We start from the raw sequence: 15,729 nt of genomic DNA, 5'->3' as shown, positions 1-15,729 counted from the left end.
TCGCCGGGGCTTTTTCAAGGAGCCACCATGTTTTACCCCCTCGCCAGACACTTCCTGTTCAAGCTCGATCCGGAAGTGGCCCATGAACTCTCCATCAAGCAGCTCTCCCGCCTTCAGAACACCCCCTTCGATCGTTTCTTCCGTCAGACCTTGTTACCGCGCCCCGTCACCGTCATGGGGCTTAATTTTGCCAATCCGGTGGGGCTGGCGGCCGGACTCGACAAGGATGGGGAGTGCATCGATGCCTTTGGGGCCATGGGGTTTGGCTTCGTGGAGGTGGGCACGGTGACGCCGCGTCCGCAACCCGGCAACGATAAGCCGCGCCTGTTCCGGGTTATTCCTGGCGAGGGGATCATCAACCGCATGGGATTCAATAACAAGGGGGTGGATCACCTGGTTGAAAACGTGAAAAAGGCGCGTTATCAGGGGATCATCGGGATCAATATTGGTAAAAATAAAGATACGCCACTCGAACAGGGTAAGGATGATTATCTTATCTGTATGGACAAGGTGTATGACCATGCCGGTTATATTGCGGTGAATATCTCTTCACCCAATACCCCAGGGCTGCGTCAACTTCAATATGGCGATGCCCTCGACGATCTGCTTTCTGCACTCAAAACCCGTCAGGGTGAGTTGGCTGAACGTTATAAAAAGCATGTTCCGCTCACGGTGAAAATTGCCCCGGATCTTTCCGACGAAGAAATTGTTCAAGTTGCCGATTGTTTTGTTCGTCATCAAATTGATGGGGTGATTGCCACCAACACCACCCTCGAACGGGACATGATTTACGACATGCCTCATGCCGCCGAAGCCGGCGGGCTCTCTGGCCGTCCGTTGCAACCTCGCAGCACCGAGGTGATCCGTAAACTCGCTGCCGAGTTAAAAGGATCCATGCCGATCATTGGCGTCGGTGGCATCGACAGTGCCATGGCGGCCCGTGAAAAGATGGCGGCCGGAGCCAGTTTGGTCCAAATATACAGTGGCTTTATTTACAAAGGACCAGACTTAGTGAAAGAAATCGTGATGAATATTTAATAACTGAGCGCCCTTGAATTGAAATTGGTCGACATCTCTGCATAAAATGAGAGCCATTGCTGGTTTTAGTTCAAGGGCACCCCATGATCATTCAACCTAACGATCTCTGGCGCTGGAGTTATGATGCCCAGAGTGATCGCCTGATGTTGGATTTATCCGATCACATGTTGTTCGCCACCGAATATCGGGGCAAGCAACTGGTGCCTGCTGCATTTACCAGTTGCGCATTTTGCGTTGATGATGCCGCACTCTATTATTCCCTGCTCGACCAAGCACAGGCGCTCGATTGGAGTGCTCCCGCCAAAGTACAACTCATTCTTAATGCCGTGGCCGTGCGCCGTTTCTATAAACCCTTGATGCCGCAAAGCTGGTATTTCCGTGAATATGACCAATCCTATCCTTCCACTGCGGGGGCGTTGGTGATCATGGAGTGTGAAGGACGCGAGGCGCTCTTCATGGTGGTCGAGGAGGGGGAGTACGCCAGTGTCTGCATTAACCTCGAGCAGGAGCTGATGCTGGCTGGCCACAAATCCTTTCCCCGTTTTGCCGTTATCAAGGTCATGAACAATCGCCTGCGCGGCTGGGAAGCGCCCGAAATCTCGCTGGCGCAGGCCGGGTAGCAAAAATCTCGGTTTCCCGCTTGCGTGGGCGCAGCATCTGCGCCCGCTTTGCGTTATAATACCGGCCTTTTTATGGCATCCCCGTGAGTGTGATGAAACAATTCTTTGCAACCTGCCCCAAGGGGCTGGAGGGCCTGCTCGCCGATGAGCTCAGTGGGCTTGGCGCGAGCGAGGTTCGCGAAACCGTCGCCGGTGTTCACTTCAAGGGCGAGCTCGAGCAGGCCTACAAGGCCTGTCTGTGGAGCCGCCTTGCCTCCCGTATCGTACTGGTGTTGGCCGAGTTCTCGGTTAAAGACGATCTCGATCTCTATCTGGGCGTTCACACCCTGCCGTGGGAGCAGCACTTCCCGGCCAGCGCGTCTATCGCCGTGGATTTTACCGGCACCAGCGCCACCATTCGTAACACCCAGTACGGCGCGCTCAAGGTCAAGGATGCCATCGTCGACCGTTTCCAAAAGCGCAGCAGTGCGCGTCCCGATGTCGACAAGAAGCAACCAGACATTCGCATCCTCGGCCACCTCGGCAAGGGCAAGGTGAACATCACCCTGGACTTGTCGGGCTCGGCGCTGCACCAGCGCGCCTACCGCCAGGGTACCGGCGAGGCGCCGCTCAAGGAGAACCTGGCCGCCGCCATGCTGCTGCGCAGCGGCTGGGCTGGCGAGGCCTTGCTCGACCCCATGTGTGGCTCGGGAACCTTGCTGATCGAGGCGGCCTTCATGGCCGCTGACGTGGCGCCTGGCCTCAATCGTCCGCGCTGGGGTTTTGAGAAGTGGCTCGGCCACGATCCCGAGCTGTGGCAGAGCCTGATGATGGAAGCCCAGGTGCGCGCCAAGCGTGGTCTTGGCCGTGTCGGTGGCAAGATCATGGGCCGCGACAGCGACGAGCGGGTACTGGCCAAGGCGCGCGCTAACGCCAAGGCGGCCGGGGTGGGGCACCTCATCCAGTTCGCCGTGGGCGATGCGGTGCAGCTCTCCAACCCGCTCAAGGGCAGCGAAGAGGTGGGCATGCTCATCTGTAACCCGCCCTACGGTGAGCGCCTGGGCGAGTTCCCGGCCCTCATCGAGGTGCATCAGGCCCTCGGCGATGCCTTGCGCCGCGAGTTCCAGGGGTGGAAGGCCTCAATCCTCTCCGCTTCGCCTGAGCTGCTCAGCTGCCTGCGCCTGCGCGCCGACAAGCAGTACCGCCTGTTTAACGGCGGCATCGAGTGCCAGCTGCGCAACTACCAGATCGCCCTCGACTCGGTCGCCTCCAACAAGCAGGTGGCAGAGGATTTTGCCAACCGCTTGAAGAAGAACCTCAAGGGGCTGGAGAAGTGGGCCCAGAAGGAGGGGATCGAGTGCTATCGCCTCTATGACGCCGATCTGCCCGAATACAACGCCGCCATCGATCGCTATCGCGACTGGCTGGTGGTGCAGGAGTATGCGGCGCCCAAGGACATCCCGGCCCAGAAGGCCCGCCAGCGCCTGCTCGACATGGTGCAGGCCGCCATCGCCGTTACCGGCGTGGACGGGGAGAAGGTGGTGCTCAAGGTGCGCGAGCGTCAGGAGGGCAAGCAGCAGTACCAAAAGCTGGCCGAAGAGAAGCAGCGCTTCGAGGTGAGCGAGTACGGTGCCAAGCTCTGGGTCAACCTGCACGACTACCTCGATACCGGCTTGTTCCTCGATCACCGCACCACCCGCCGCAAGCTCGGCGAGATGGCCAAGGGGGCTCGCTTCCTCAACCTGTTTGCCTATACCGGCAGTGCCACCGTGCACGCGGCGCTGGGCGGCGCGCGCGAGACCACCACGGTCGACATGTCGCGCACCTACCTCAACTGGGCACAGGACAACATGCGTCTCAACGGCCTGACCGGCCGTCAGCACCAGTTTGTGCAAGAAGATTGCCTGCAATGGCTGAGCGAGGCGCAGGGGCAGTACGATCTCATCTTCATCGACCCGCCCACCTTCTCCAACTCCAAGCGGATGGAGTCGACCTTCGACGTGCAGCGCGATCACCTGATCCTGCTCGGTCACCTCAAGCGTCTGCTGGCGCCGGAGGGGACCTTGGTCTTTTCCAACAACAAGCGCCACTTCAAGATGGACATGGAGGGGGTCGCCGAGTTGGGGCTCAAGGTGCAGAACATCAGCAAGCAGACCCTGCCCAAGGATTTTGAGCGTAACCCGCAGATCCATAACTGCTGGCTCATCCATCACGCGAAGGATGCATGCTGACCCTGTTTCACACCGACGGTTGCCACCTCTGTGAGGAGGCTTGGGCCCTGCTGGAGACGGCAGGGCTCACCGAGCGCACCTGCCGGCGCGACATCATCGATGATCCGGCATGGCTGGCGGCTTACCGGGTGCGCATTCCGGTGCTGCGTGACGAGGCCGGGTGCGAACTCGGCTGGCCGTTCGATCTGGCGGCGCTGCGCCGCTTTACCGCTTTACTCCCTTAAGGAATCACGATGGCTCTGTTGACCCTGCACGGCGCCTGCCTTTCGTTTAGCGATGCCCCCTTGCTCGATCACGCCGATCTGCAAATCGAGCGTGGCGAGCGCCTCTGTCTGGTGGGCCGCAACGGGGCGGGCAAGTCCACCCTGATGAAGATCCTGGCCGGTGAGATGGCCCTCGACGATGGTCGCCTCATCATCCAGCAGGATTTGAAAATCGCCCGTCTTGAGCAGGACCCGCCGGCCTCCAGCGAGCACAGCGTGTTCGACTACGCCGCCGAAGGGCTCGCCGAGGTGGGCCAGCTGCTCAAGGACTACCACCACGCCTCCTTGTTGGTGGCCAAAGACCCCAGCGATCAGCACATCCGTACCATGAGCCGGCTGCAAGAGCAGCTCGATCACTCCCAGGGCTGGCAGTTTGAGACCCGCATCAATCAGGTGTTGCAGCTGCTCGATCTCAACCCCGATGCGCGCCTCTCCAGCCTCTCCGGCGGCTGGCTGCGTAAGGTGGCGCTGGCCCGAGCCCTGGCCGGGGATCCTGATCTGCTGCTGCTCGATGAGCCGACTAACCACCTGGATATCGACGCCATTCAATGGCTTGAGAACTTCCTCAAGGATTTTCGCGGCGCCATCGTCTTCATCTCCCACGATCGGGAGTTCATCCATCGCCTGTCGACCCGGATCATCGATCTCGACCGTGGCCACATCACCTCTTGGCCGGGGGATTACGATCAGTACCTGACCGGCAAGGAAGAGGCGCTGCGGGTCGAAGAGCTGCAAAACGCCGAGTTTGACCGCAAGCTGGCCCAGGAAGAGGTGTGGGTGCGTCAGGGGATCAAGGCCCGCCGCACCCGTAACGAGGGGCGGGTGCGCGCCCTCAAGGCGATGCGCATGGAGCGCCGCGAGCGGCGCGAGCTGCAAGGCAAGGCCCGCCTCAAGATGGAGGAGGCGAACCGCTCCGGCAAGCTGGTGTTCGAAGCCGAAGGGGTCAACCTCGCCTTTGACGAGAAGACCCTCTTTAGCAATCTCGAGCTGCTGGTGCAGCGTGGCGACAAGATTGCCCTGGTCGGTCCCAACGGCTGTGGCAAGTCGACCCTCATCAAGCTGCTGCTCGGTGACCTCGTGCCGGACGCCGGCTCGGTGCGCCGTGGCACCAACCTTGAGGTGGCCTATTTCGACCAGTACCGCGAGCAGCTCGATCCGGATCAGACCGTGATGGAGAACGTGGGGGAGGGCAAGCAGGAGGTGACAGTGGGTGGCCGAACTCGCCACATCCTCGGCTATCTGCAGGACTTTCTGTTTGAGCCCAAGCGTTCGCGCACGCCAGTACGGGCGCTGTCAGGGGGGGAGAAGAACCGCCTGCTGCTGGCCAAGCTGTTCTTAAAGCCCAGTAACCTGCTGATCCTCGATGAACCTACCAACGATCTCGATGTCGAAACGCTCGAGCTGCTCGAAGAGCTGCTGGCCGATTACCCGGGCACCCTGCTGCTGGTCAGCCACGATCGCCGCTTTATCGACAATACGGTGACCGGTTGCTGGCTCTTTGAAGGGGATGGCCGGATCAACGACTATGTGGGTGGCTACGCCGATATGATGGCCACGCGTGCCCAGCAGGCGCCGGCTCCTGAGGCCACTGCCAAACGGGCAGAGCCTGTCGCAACCCCCTCTGAGCCGGTGAAAAAAAATCGTAAACTTTCTTACAAGTTGCAGCTGGAGCTGGATAATCTACCGGCCAGACTCGAACAACTCGAGCAGGAGATTGCTGCACTGCAGGAGGAGATCAACCAACCCGGATTCTTCACCTTGTCCACCGAGCAGACCCAGTCCAAGCTGGATGCGCTCAGTGCGGCCGAGGTTGCATTGGACCAAGCATTCTCCCGTTGGGAGGAGCTGGAAGCACTAAAACAACAGGATTGATAACGAATGAACAAGCAATTTACGCTGCTGGCCTTGCTCATTGGGGCATCCCTGCAGGCTCAGGCTGCTCAGGATCCTTTCTTTACCATCACGGAAGATAGTGCAGGGAGCGCAAGCAAAGGCTACGAAGGGCCGTGGGCGATTGGGATCAGCAAGCAGGGTGATGCCCTGTTGACCCTGCACACCGACAACGATGCCGGCTCTTACTTCTCCCGTGAGCCGTTCGCCAATTTCCTGGTCGATCGCTTCAACTTCGAGCCGGGCTGTCTGCTGGCCAGCTCGGTCTGTAACAGCTATTGGGATGATCAGGTGCACCGCACCTACCAGTGGCGCATTGACAACCTCAACGGTGGCAGTCAGCGCGAGAATACGGGCGCTTTCAGCGGTGATGAGAACGATGGCATCGTGACGGCGCTCGGCGACACGTCCGATGACTATGTCGGTTACAAGATGGCGACCTCTCCTTATAAGAGCGGCGGTTACTATCATGTGCGCACCGCCTTTGCCAGCGTTGCCGGCAATCAGGTCGATCTGAACGCCAAGTTCACCCTGACCAATGACAGCGGCAGCGCCGTCAACAGCCTCTCGCTGCCCAACAGCATGACCAAGCTGGATGACCGCTACATCGTGGCCGGTACCGTGGCCGTGACCGCGGGCTCCGACAGCTCGTTTAAGAACTGCTATGGCGGTAACAGCGACAAGAGCGGCCACTTCACCTACTGCCCTGGCTTTGATACCCAGGCCGCCTTCTGGGTGCTCGACAGCTCGGGTGACAATCCAAAGCTGACCGTGGCCCCGAGCTACTACCGCGCCGATAACAGCGTGCTGGAGACGGCGGCAGCCACTGGCCTGGCCGAGTACAACGGCAAGCTCTATGGCGTCGGTTACTCTTCGACCGGTGAGGCGGGCTCTAGCACGCTTTCCGGACGCAACGTCGCGGTGTTCTGGGATCTGACGCTCAGTGGCGACACCCTGAGCTTCGGCGCGCTGAGCAAGGTGCCGTTGGCGCTGGGTGAGCCGGGTCGGGGTGACAAGAAGATGCGCCACTCCTGGGCCGTCGGGGTCAACAGCGCCGGCTACGTGGTGGGCAACCAGCTCTATACCACCAACAAGAACCGCAACCGCCCGACCGAAATGTTCGTCTACAAGATCGGTCAGAGCGGCAATGCGGTCATTCCGTTTGAGAATGCGCCGGCCGAGGGGGCCAACTCCCAGGCGGCCGCCATCAACGAGCACAGCATGGTGGTCGGCTGGCGTGATGCCCGCAACTACACCAGCCCTGTGGTGAGCGGCACCAACCGTCTGCAAGAGGCCTTCCTCTACAATGCCGCCAGCGGCAGCGCCTGGTACCTCAACGATCTCATCTGTGGCAAGAGCGACAGTGGCAGTAAGAACTGCGCCGTACAAAGCGGCGGCAAGTACTACCACATCACCTATGCCAACGGGATCAGTGCCGACGGCAGCATCGCCGCCACCGCCTATCGCTACGACAACGAGACCGATCTCAACAAGAAGCAGAACGGTGTTGTGGTGAGCATCAAGATGAGCCCGGCGGTCGCCGATTTCACCAGCATCGACAGCAAGTACGTGGTCTCGAACCCGCCTGTCGTGCAGACCGCAGCGGAAGAGAGTGAGAGTGGCGGTGGTGGTGGCAGCCTGTTCTGGCTGACGCTGCTGGCAGCACCTTTTGCATGGTGGCGTCGTCGTCACTAAAAGTTAATCCACTTCAACATCTTGGGTCATCAAGACCCATGATGAGGAAGAATGGATTTGACCCTGCCAGATGATTGGGATAATGATGGAAGTCGACCGGTTAAAAAGCGGTCGACTTTTTTTTCCACGATGAGAGGGTCAACAGGATGAAGAGACAGAAACGAGACCGTCTGGATAGAGCTCGAGCTCGTGGGTATCAAGCCGGGGTCACCGGCAAAAACAGGGAGTCGTGTCCGTATCAATGCCTCGATGCGAGAGGCCAGTGGCTGGGAGGATGGCGCGACGCCATGGAAGGGCGGGGCTCAGGCCTCTTCATGAAGTAGCCAGTTACAACGACAAGGGGCCCAGCGGGCCCCTTGATCATTGCACTCGAGCTTAGAAACTGCTGGTGTCCTTGAACAGGCCCACCTTCAGGTCGGTGGCAGAGTAAATGGGACGGCCATCCACTTCGACCACGCCATCGGCAATGCCCATCACCAGCTTGCGGTTGATGACCCGCTTCATGGTGATCTTGTAAGTGACCTTCTTGGCGGTCGGCAGGATCTGCCCGGTGAACTTCACTTCACCCACCCCCAGAGCCCGGCCCTTGCCGGGGCCACCCTTCCAACCCAGGAAGAAGCCAACCAGCTGCCACATGGCATCCAGCCCCAGGCAGCCCGGCATCACCGGATCGCCAGGGAAGTGGCAGTCAAAAAACCAGAGGTCGGGGGTAATGTCCAACTCGGCCAGGATCTCTCCCTTACCATGCTCACCGCCGTCATCAGTGATGGTCACGATGCGATCCATCATCAGCATGTTAGGGGCAGGAAGCTGGCTGTTACCCTCACCAAACAGCTCGCCGCGGCTGCACGCGAGCAGTTCGTCGCGGGTAAAGCTCTGCTTGCCTTGCTCACAGAGGGAGGGGCGGGGAGCGGTCATGTTTTCGGTCACGGATCAATCCTTCTCGTTGGATAACTCAATGCAGGGCCAATCTAGCGTACAGTTGTTCGCTAAACAACTCCGATCACTCATTTACAGGCTGAAAATCCTTCCCAGCAGGGTGCGAAGCACTCCGCGCTTAGGCAATGTGCCATTGAGCTCGTCAAGACGGGCCTGGATCCGCCCAAACAGGGTGTCTTCGATATCCGGCTCACCGGCCACGCAACCGGTCAGCAGCTCGATCGCTTCTTCCACATGGCTGACCGGATGGATATGGAACAGCCCTTGCTGCACGGCCTCTAGCACCTCGTCGGAGAGATTGAGCTGCAGGCGGTTGGTGGCGGGCAGGATGATCCCTTGTTTCCCGGTCAGGCCATGGATCTTGCAGACCCGGAAAAAGCCCTCGATCTTCTCGTTGACGCCGCCCACCGGCTGCACGTTACCGAACTGATCGACCGCGCCGGTGACCGCAAAATGCTGATAGATGGGTTGGCGGGCGAGGGCAGAGAGCAGGGCACACAGACCGGTCAGGGAGGCGCTGTCACCGTCAATCTCATGATAAGACTGCTCGAACACCAGATTGGCCGAGAGCGGCGAGGGGTTTTCGGCGCCAAATTTATTGGAGAGATAACCGTGAATGATCATCATCGCCTTGGCATGGATATGACCTGCGAGCTCGGCTTTGCGCTCGATGTCGGCCACATCACCGTCTCCCAGATGCACGGTGGCGGTCAGTCGTACCGGCTCACCGAAGTCATAGGGGTGGCCGGCCACCTGGATCACCGAAAGGCCGTTGATCTGGCCAATCTCTTCACCGTCGCTTTGCAGCAGGATCTGGCCATCGATGACACCGAGATCTGACTGCTCGACTAGGTAGTTGAGGCGAAAATCCTGTTCGTTCAACGCTTCATGGATATGCTCGGCGGTGATGATGTCGGCATTAGCATCACGCGCCACGCTGTCGGCAAGGCGCATCAGGGCACTGAGCTGCACCTCGGCCAGCGAGAGCCACTCCTGGTGATCACACAGGCGGGAGGCGTGACGACAGAGTGCCGCTACCGCTGAGGCGTTAAAATCGAGCAACTCCCAGCGATTCATCAAGCCCGCCAGATAGCGGGTAAAGTCCTCCAGCTGCTCGGCCACATTGACCTCAGAAACCAGTTCGGCCCGCAGGAAAATCCGCTCGCTCATGTCGCGATCCAGGATTTGGAATTCGGCTACATCGAGGCGATCGCCTACCAGGATCAACTTGAGCCGCACCGGCGTCGGTTCGGGTGAGAAGAAAGGGGTGAGGGTTTTCCCTTCTTGATAGGCGTTCCAGTCCAGCAGGCCGGTTTGCATAGCATTTTTGAGCTTGAACCAGAGGTGGGGCTGATCGAGCAACTCATCTAAGGGCAAGATGAGGTAGCCACCGTTGGCCTCACGCACCAAACCGGGCTCGAGCAGGTGATGGTTGGCGTACACAGAACCTTGCTCAGTCTGGTAGTTGATGGAGCCAAACAGGGTGTCCCAGTTGAGATCTCGACCGAAGATAACCGGCGCCTGTTTGTCTTCATGGTGGATGAGCAGGTTGATCAGCACCGGATGCTGGAATTGCAGCCCCAGCGCGACGTGGGCCGTTAAGTCAGAGAGGAAGTCGCCAATCTTGGGATCATCATTTTGCTTGCGCATGATGCGGGTGACGAGACGCTCTGCATCCAGATGATGGTTGGCCAGTTTCAGTAGCTCGGCCACCATGTCACAGAACTCGAATCCAGAGCCAGGCTGTAGTTGCAGCCAGATGGGCTTGAACGGATTGTTGAGATTTTCGGTGAAGCAGAGGTCAAACAGATCGGCATCCTGACCCTTGGCATCTTCAATCAGTAGGCGGCAGGCTTCTTCGTAATCGACGCCAGGGAAGCCGTTGAGCAGCATGACGGGGCTATCACCGCTGAAGTTCGCCAGACGATGGATGCCAGAGATGGCTCTGGGCTGCAAGTCAGCAAAAGAGAGCGGTTCACACTGTGAAAGCGAGCAAAATTGTTCTGGTGAGAAGGCAGGCTTGAGTTCTTCTAACGTTAATTCAGCCACTTATTCTTATCCATACGATGGCGGGAGATGCAGCCATTATACACCGTTCACCTTGATGGATAATGTCTGCAAGCAAGAGGGGGCGATACAGCGGGGAAAATTGAACAGAAGCGCCAGCGCTAAGACATGGAGACGCATTGTCTTGGGAAGAATTACACGTCATTTAACATAATATATATTATGCGCAATAGCGGGTGCAGACAGGACAAAGGGGCCAAAAGGCCCCTGGGCTATAAGTTATCGGTATCAAAAGCAGACAAATGACTTGAACTTGAACGAACATGCCCCGTCCCAAAGTGTCGAGCAGTCTTGAAGAGGTACAACGAGTTTCCGCAGCTCAACAGTCAGGAACTTGGCAATGTCTAGCAACTCCAAATGCAGCTTGGAAGAAAAGCCATCGTGCCTTTCATAAACATCCGATCCATGGGAGAACAGCAGATAGAAATCTTTCTCGCCATGGATGTAAGCAATACCGACAGCTCCTATCTCAGGGATGGACTTCAACTCCACAGTGAAAGCATTTGCCTCTTTGCCAAACGCATCCTTAAGAGCCTTGTTAATGTTCGCCAACTGTTCTTTCTCGTTCATCGTTACACCGTCCATTACAGAATGAATACCCACGCTGCCACCGAATTGAGCTTAAGACTACTATTTTCAGGAGCATAATCTCCCCGTATTACTTTCTGGAGATTTCATGTCAACGCCGACCGAAAACTGATCCACTCTGGCTAATTTCGCCGATTGAAAAGTGATCCACCCGGACATGGGGTTAATTGGGCGCTGTTTCCCAAATCAACCATCAAGCCACAACTGCCCCAGCTGCGTATTCCGGCGAAGTTGAACAGCCATTCCGGCCAACGTGAACACCCTGATCCTTAACGCGCTCACGTCACCCCGTTTCTAACTCGAGTGTTCAGATTGGGTCAACTCACTTCTCCTCTTTCTCATCGATTCTCCCTTCAGTGACAGCCGGTGAGCGTTGTGCATCAGCCGGTCCAGGATCGCATCTGCCAGAGTGTTGTCCCCCAAGCTCGCGTACCACTCTTCCGTTGGCAGCTGACTGACCACGACCGTCGAGTATTTCCCGTACCGATCATCCATGATCTCCAGCAGGGCGTTGCGCTGCTCGGCATTCACCGCTTCCAGTCCCCAGTCATCCAGGATCAGCAGCTCTATCCTTGCCAGTTGACCCAGCAGTCTGGCGTAACTGCCATCTACCTTGGCCTGGCTCAGCTCAAGTAGCAGACGCGGCAGCCGGTAGTAACGAGTGCTGTGCCCCTGCTGACAGGCTTGGTAGCCCAGCGCACAGGCTAGGTAGGTTTTTCCGCAGCCACAGGGGCCGGTAATGAGCAGGTTCTGGCCCCGGCGCAGCCACTCTCCTTGGGCCAGGTTTGCCACCTGTGACCGCTCCAGGTTGCGTGCAGACTGGTAGTCCACCTCTTGCACCGTGGCCTGGAGTTTGAGCCTCGCCTGCTTGACCAGCCGAGCTTGTTTACGCTGCTCCCGGCTCAGTTGTTCGTGTTCGACCAGCAGGCTTAGCCGCTCGATGAAGGGCAGCCCTTCGTAGGTACTTGCCTGTTCCAGTTGTTGTTGCACGGCATCCGCCATGCCGGTCAGTTTCAGGTGTCTCAAGCGGGTCAGCGTTTGTTGGGTCATGGGACGTATCCTCTTTAGTGGAAGCTCTGGGGGCCGCGGATGTTCTCGTGCTCTTGCGGCAGTTCTGGATAACTGAGCGGACTTGCGGACAGTTGGTCGCGGCCACTGGTCAGCACCGACTTGAGCTGCTTGAGCCGCACCAGTCCTTCCCGGTTGGCCAGCTGGCAACAGGCTTCGACTCGTGATGGCGGATACTCCCGGCTAAGACTCAGCAGTCCCAGGCAGAGTCGGTATGCCTGCTCGGCATGGGCTTTCTCTGCCAGCCGTTCGCTAACCCAGCACAAGGTGCCCGGTCCGATGTCGGCAGCCCACTGCTTAAGACGCCCTGGCGTCCAGCGTTGCTGCTTGCTGTGACGTTCCGGCATGTGCTCAGGGAGTGTGCTCATCCCCGGGATGGTTTTACGCGGATGGCTCGCGACCAGCTGTTGCTGGTGATAGACCTGAAGCAGGGTATCGCCCGCATGGAGCTCCAGTTGCTGACCCACATACTGGTGCGGCACCGAGTAATGGTGCTGCTCATAGCTGACGTGATAGTCGATGTTGACCTTGACCGTTTTGATGGCGACATAGCGATAGGGATGCACCGGTAGTGACCCCAGTGCCGGGCGGTCCAACTGCTCAAACGCCTCGCGTCGGTTACCGGGCAGCTGCTTGAACGGGCGCTCGTTGAGCTCATTCAACAAAGCCCGGATGCACTGGTTTAGCTCGGCAAGCGAGAAGAAGGTCTGATGGCGTAGACGGGCCAGGATCCAGCGCTCGACGATCTGCACACCCACCTCGGCCTTGGCTTTGTCCTTAGGCTTGTAAGGGCGAGCTGGCATCACCGCCACCTGATAGTGCTCGGCCAACTGCTGGTAGCTGGGGTTGAGCTCGGGATCGTATCGGCAAGCCTTGCTGACACCGCTCTTGAGGTTGTCGGGGATCAGCAGTACCGGTGTCCCGCCGAAAAACTCAAAGGCACGGACATGGCTTTGCAGCCAGTCCGGCAGTGACTGGGACCAGGTGGCCTCGGCAAAGGTGTAGTTGGACGCACCGAGCACGGCGACAAAGACTTGTGCCTGACGGACCTCACCCGTGGAGGGCGAGGCGATGGGCACCGTGGGCCCGCAGTAGTCGATAAAGAGCTTTTCCCCCGCCTTGTGGATCTGGCGCATGGAGCGCTTTTGCAACTGACACCAGGACTTGTAACGGTCACAGAACTGGGAGTAGCTGTAACAGCTATTGGGATAGCGCTGGGTGTACTCCTCCCAGAGCAGCTGTTTGGAGACCCCCTTGCGCTTGAGCTCCTGATGGACAGAGGGCCAATCCGGCACAACATGGCGGGCCGAGATGGTGGTATCGGCCTGCGGATAGAACAGGGCAGCCAGTCGGCCATCATCAAGCTCGGTAGGTAAGGGCCAGGTAAGGCCGAGCGCCTGGGCACTTTTGAGGAGTTTCTGGATGGAGCCGACACTGACCTTGGTACAGATACTGATTTGGCGAACAGAGAGGTCAGCTTCCAGCCGCAGTCGCAGCACTTCACGAATTTTACGCATTGCAATCCTCTTGGCAGACATAGGCTCTTCCCTGGCAAAAGGGAGAGCGTATCAAAGGTTTTTAAATCAATGCGTTAAGGATGATTCCGGTGAATGTGAACAGTGATTCCGGGATGTTGAACACTGTTTCCGGAAAGGAGGGGCGAAGTGTTCAGGTTGAACCGGAATGAGCGTTCACATTGGTCCGGAAATGGTGTTCACGTTGAATCGGAATTGGTGTTCATGATCGGCCGGAATATGCACCAGCCCCAAGTGACCGTTACACTCGGGGCTTTCTGACAGGCAGACCAAGGGTATTCAGTTTGTTTATGGCACTGACATACGCCATGACTTCTCCCACTTGGCCATTGTAGTTACGCAGACTGATTCTCCCCGCCAGCAACTGCTTGAACCGATACATCGCCGTTTCCGCCAGCGAGCGACGGTGATACCCCGATATCTTCTTCCAGTGCGCCAGCCCTTCCTTGCGCATCACCAGCACAGCCTCATTTCTTGGATGTCCTTTTTCCCATAGCCCAGCGTTCTTGCGAGGCGGGATACAGGCTGTCGCCCCTTTGCGCGAGATTAGCTGATGGCTGGCTTTGCTGTCATAGGCGCCATCCGCATAAACACGTCCCAGCTTGCGCCGCAGTGGGTTGAGCAAGGTCGGCAACACCTCGGCATCATGGACATTTTCCAGCGAGACTTCCGCCGCCACGATATCGTGGGTCACCGGGTCTACCGCCAGATGCAACTTGCGCCACACTCGCCGCTTCTCGGCGCCGTGTTTTCTGACCTTCCACTCGCCTTCACCAAATACCTTCAGGCCCGTCGAATCGATAACCAAGTCAGTGATGCGCCCCTTAGAGGGCTGTCGATAAGCCACCGCCACCGTGCGTGCTCGCTTGCTGACACAGCTGTAATCGGGGGCACAAAGCGGTACGTTCATCAACTCGAACAGGGAGTCGAGTAGTCCCTGGGTGGCCCGCAGAGTGAGGTTGAAAATCCCCTTGAGCATCAGGAAGGTGCAGATGGTCTGGTCAGTGTATAGTTGGCTGCGGCCCCGCCGCCCATGATGGCCGTGGTGAAACCAGTTGTTCATGGCCTCGGCATCAACCCAGAAGGTGAGTGAACCACGGTTAATCAAAGATTTGTTGTATGTAGGCCAGTTGGTGATGGGGTGAAGCGACGTGCTCATGATGCAGACTTGAAGGAGATGGTGGTGATCAGATCACCAAGTCCTCAGTTAGTTCCATTCAAGCTGCATCGATTTGGGCAACAACGCCGGTTAATTGGTTTTGGGTGTGGCCCCCGCTTTGCGTTTCTCTTTCAAACGATAGCTTTCACCGCTGATCTGAACGATGTGTGCATGATGTAACAGTCTATCGAGCATAGCTGCCGTCAGTGTCTGATCATCGGCAAAGGTGCTGGCCCACTGGCTAAAGGGCAGATTGCTCGTCAAGATCAGGCTCCCTTTCTCATAACGTTTGGCGATCACATTGAAAAACAGGTTTGCTTCCTCACGCCCAAACGGCAAGTAGCCTATCTCATCGATCACCAGTAAACGCGGCCCCATCACGACACGGCTGAAGTAGGCATTAAGCCGCTCCTGTCGTTGAGCTGCTTGCAGCTGCAACATCAGGTCTGCTGCGCTGATAAATCTGGTCTTGATGCCAGCCATCAGAGCCCGATAGGCCAGTGCGATGGCAAGATGCGTCTTGCCCACTCCGCTTGGGCCCAGCAGCACTATGTTTTCGCTACGCTCTATAAAAGCCAGGCTGGCCAACTCCTGCAACTGGCTGCGAGGTGCGCCACTGGCAAAGCCGAAGTCGTACTTGTCAATCAGCATCGAAAA

Annotated in this window: 14 protein-coding genes; 7 read left to right on the top strand and 7 right to left on the bottom strand. The window is 58.0% G+C overall.

What is annotated here, in order from left to right:
* The first annotated feature begins 27 nt into the window (after positions 1-27).
* The 7 genes from pyrD to rmf all read left to right on the top strand — a co-directional run bounded on the left by pyrD (position 28) and on the right by rmf (position 8,039).
* The gene (pyrD, locus tag BN1134_RS03010; RefSeq protein WP_042045171.1) at positions 28-1,038 is read left to right on the top strand and encodes a quinone-dependent dihydroorotate dehydrogenase; all 1,011 of its coding nucleotides are present in this window, start codon (positions 28-30) and stop codon (positions 1,036-1,038) included.
* 83 nt (positions 1,039-1,121) lie between these two features.
* Complete coding sequence (locus BN1134_RS03005) at positions 1,122-1,658, top strand: cell division protein ZapC (RefSeq protein ID WP_042045170.1); 537 nt, start codon at positions 1,122-1,124, stop codon at positions 1,656-1,658.
* Positions 1,659-1,750: 92 nt separating this feature from the next.
* A complete protein-coding gene (gene rlmKL, locus BN1134_RS03000) occupies positions 1,751-3,868 on the top strand; it encodes a bifunctional 23S rRNA (guanine(2069)-N(7))-methyltransferase RlmK/23S rRNA (guanine(2445)-N(2))-methyltransferase RlmL (RefSeq protein ID WP_042045169.1) in 2,118 nt (705 codons plus the stop codon).
* The gene (locus BN1134_RS02995) at positions 3,862-4,092 is read left to right on the top strand and encodes a glutaredoxin family protein (RefSeq protein ID WP_042045168.1); all 231 of its coding nucleotides are present in this window, start codon (positions 3,862-3,864) and stop codon (positions 4,090-4,092) included. The genes rlmKL and BN1134_RS02995 overlap by 7 nt, the downstream gene beginning before the upstream one ends.
* 9 nt (positions 4,093-4,101) lie before the next feature.
* Positions 4,102-6,003: an ATP-binding cassette ATPase Uup gene (gene uup, locus BN1134_RS02990; protein WP_042045167.1), complete on the top strand. Its 1,902-nt coding sequence runs from the start codon at positions 4,102-4,104 to the stop codon at positions 6,001-6,003.
* A 6-nt stretch (positions 6,004-6,009) separates the two neighbouring features.
* On the top strand, positions 6,010-7,716 hold the full coding sequence (locus BN1134_RS02985; protein ID WP_042045166.1) for a DUF3466 family protein: 1,707 nt from the start codon (positions 6,010-6,012) through the stop codon (positions 7,714-7,716).
* Positions 7,717-7,862: 146 nt separating this feature from the next.
* A complete protein-coding gene (gene rmf / locus BN1134_RS19105; protein WP_084214688.1) occupies positions 7,863-8,039 on the top strand; it encodes a ribosome modulation factor in 177 nt (58 codons plus the stop codon).
* A 52-nt stretch (positions 8,040-8,091) separates the two neighbouring features.
* Here the strand turns inward: rmf and fabA are convergent, their stop codons facing one another.
* The 7 genes from fabA to istB (BN1134_RS02950) form a co-directional block, all read right to left on the bottom strand.
* Positions 8,092-8,634, bottom strand: coding sequence for a 3-hydroxyacyl-[acyl-carrier-protein] dehydratase FabA (gene fabA / locus BN1134_RS02980; protein WP_042045284.1), 543 nt, complete (start codon positions 8,632-8,634; stop codon positions 8,092-8,094).
* Between the two features lie 93 nt (positions 8,635-8,727).
* Complete coding sequence (locus tag BN1134_RS02975) at positions 8,728-10,704, bottom strand: Lon protease family protein (RefSeq protein ID WP_042045165.1); 1,977 nt, start codon at positions 10,702-10,704, stop codon at positions 8,728-8,730.
* A gap of 246 nt (positions 10,705-10,950) precedes the next feature.
* A complete protein-coding gene (locus BN1134_RS02970) occupies positions 10,951-11,292 on the bottom strand; it encodes a hypothetical protein (RefSeq protein ID WP_042045164.1) in 342 nt (113 codons plus the stop codon).
* A 312-nt stretch (positions 11,293-11,604) separates the two neighbouring features.
* Positions 11,605-12,360: an IS21-like element ISAs29 family helper ATPase IstB gene (gene istB / locus BN1134_RS02965; RefSeq protein ID WP_000194037.1), complete on the bottom strand. Its 756-nt coding sequence runs from the start codon at positions 12,358-12,360 to the stop codon at positions 11,605-11,607.
* Between the two features lie 14 nt (positions 12,361-12,374).
* Positions 12,375-13,916: an IS21-like element ISAs29 family transposase gene (gene istA / locus BN1134_RS02960; RefSeq protein WP_010673729.1), complete on the bottom strand. Its 1,542-nt coding sequence runs from the start codon at positions 13,914-13,916 to the stop codon at positions 12,375-12,377.
* A 238-nt stretch (positions 13,917-14,154) separates the two neighbouring features.
* Positions 14,155-15,072, bottom strand: coding sequence for an IS5-like element ISAs13 family transposase (locus BN1134_RS02955; protein ID WP_005345606.1), 918 nt, complete (start codon positions 15,070-15,072; stop codon positions 14,155-14,157).
* A 90-nt stretch (positions 15,073-15,162) separates the two neighbouring features.
* Positions 15,163-15,729: IS21-like element ISAeme17 family helper ATPase IstB (gene istB / locus BN1134_RS02950; protein ID WP_042045163.1), on the bottom strand; the 567-nt coding region annotated here is incomplete at its 5' end.

Origin of the sequence: Aeromonas simiae (assembly GCF_000820125.1) — a bacterium.
Taxonomy (GTDB): Bacteria; Pseudomonadota; Gammaproteobacteria; order Enterobacterales; family Aeromonadaceae; genus Aeromonas; species Aeromonas simiae.
The sequence above is the reverse complement of the archived record's forward strand: the minus strand, read 5'-3'. Positions and strand labels throughout refer to the sequence as shown.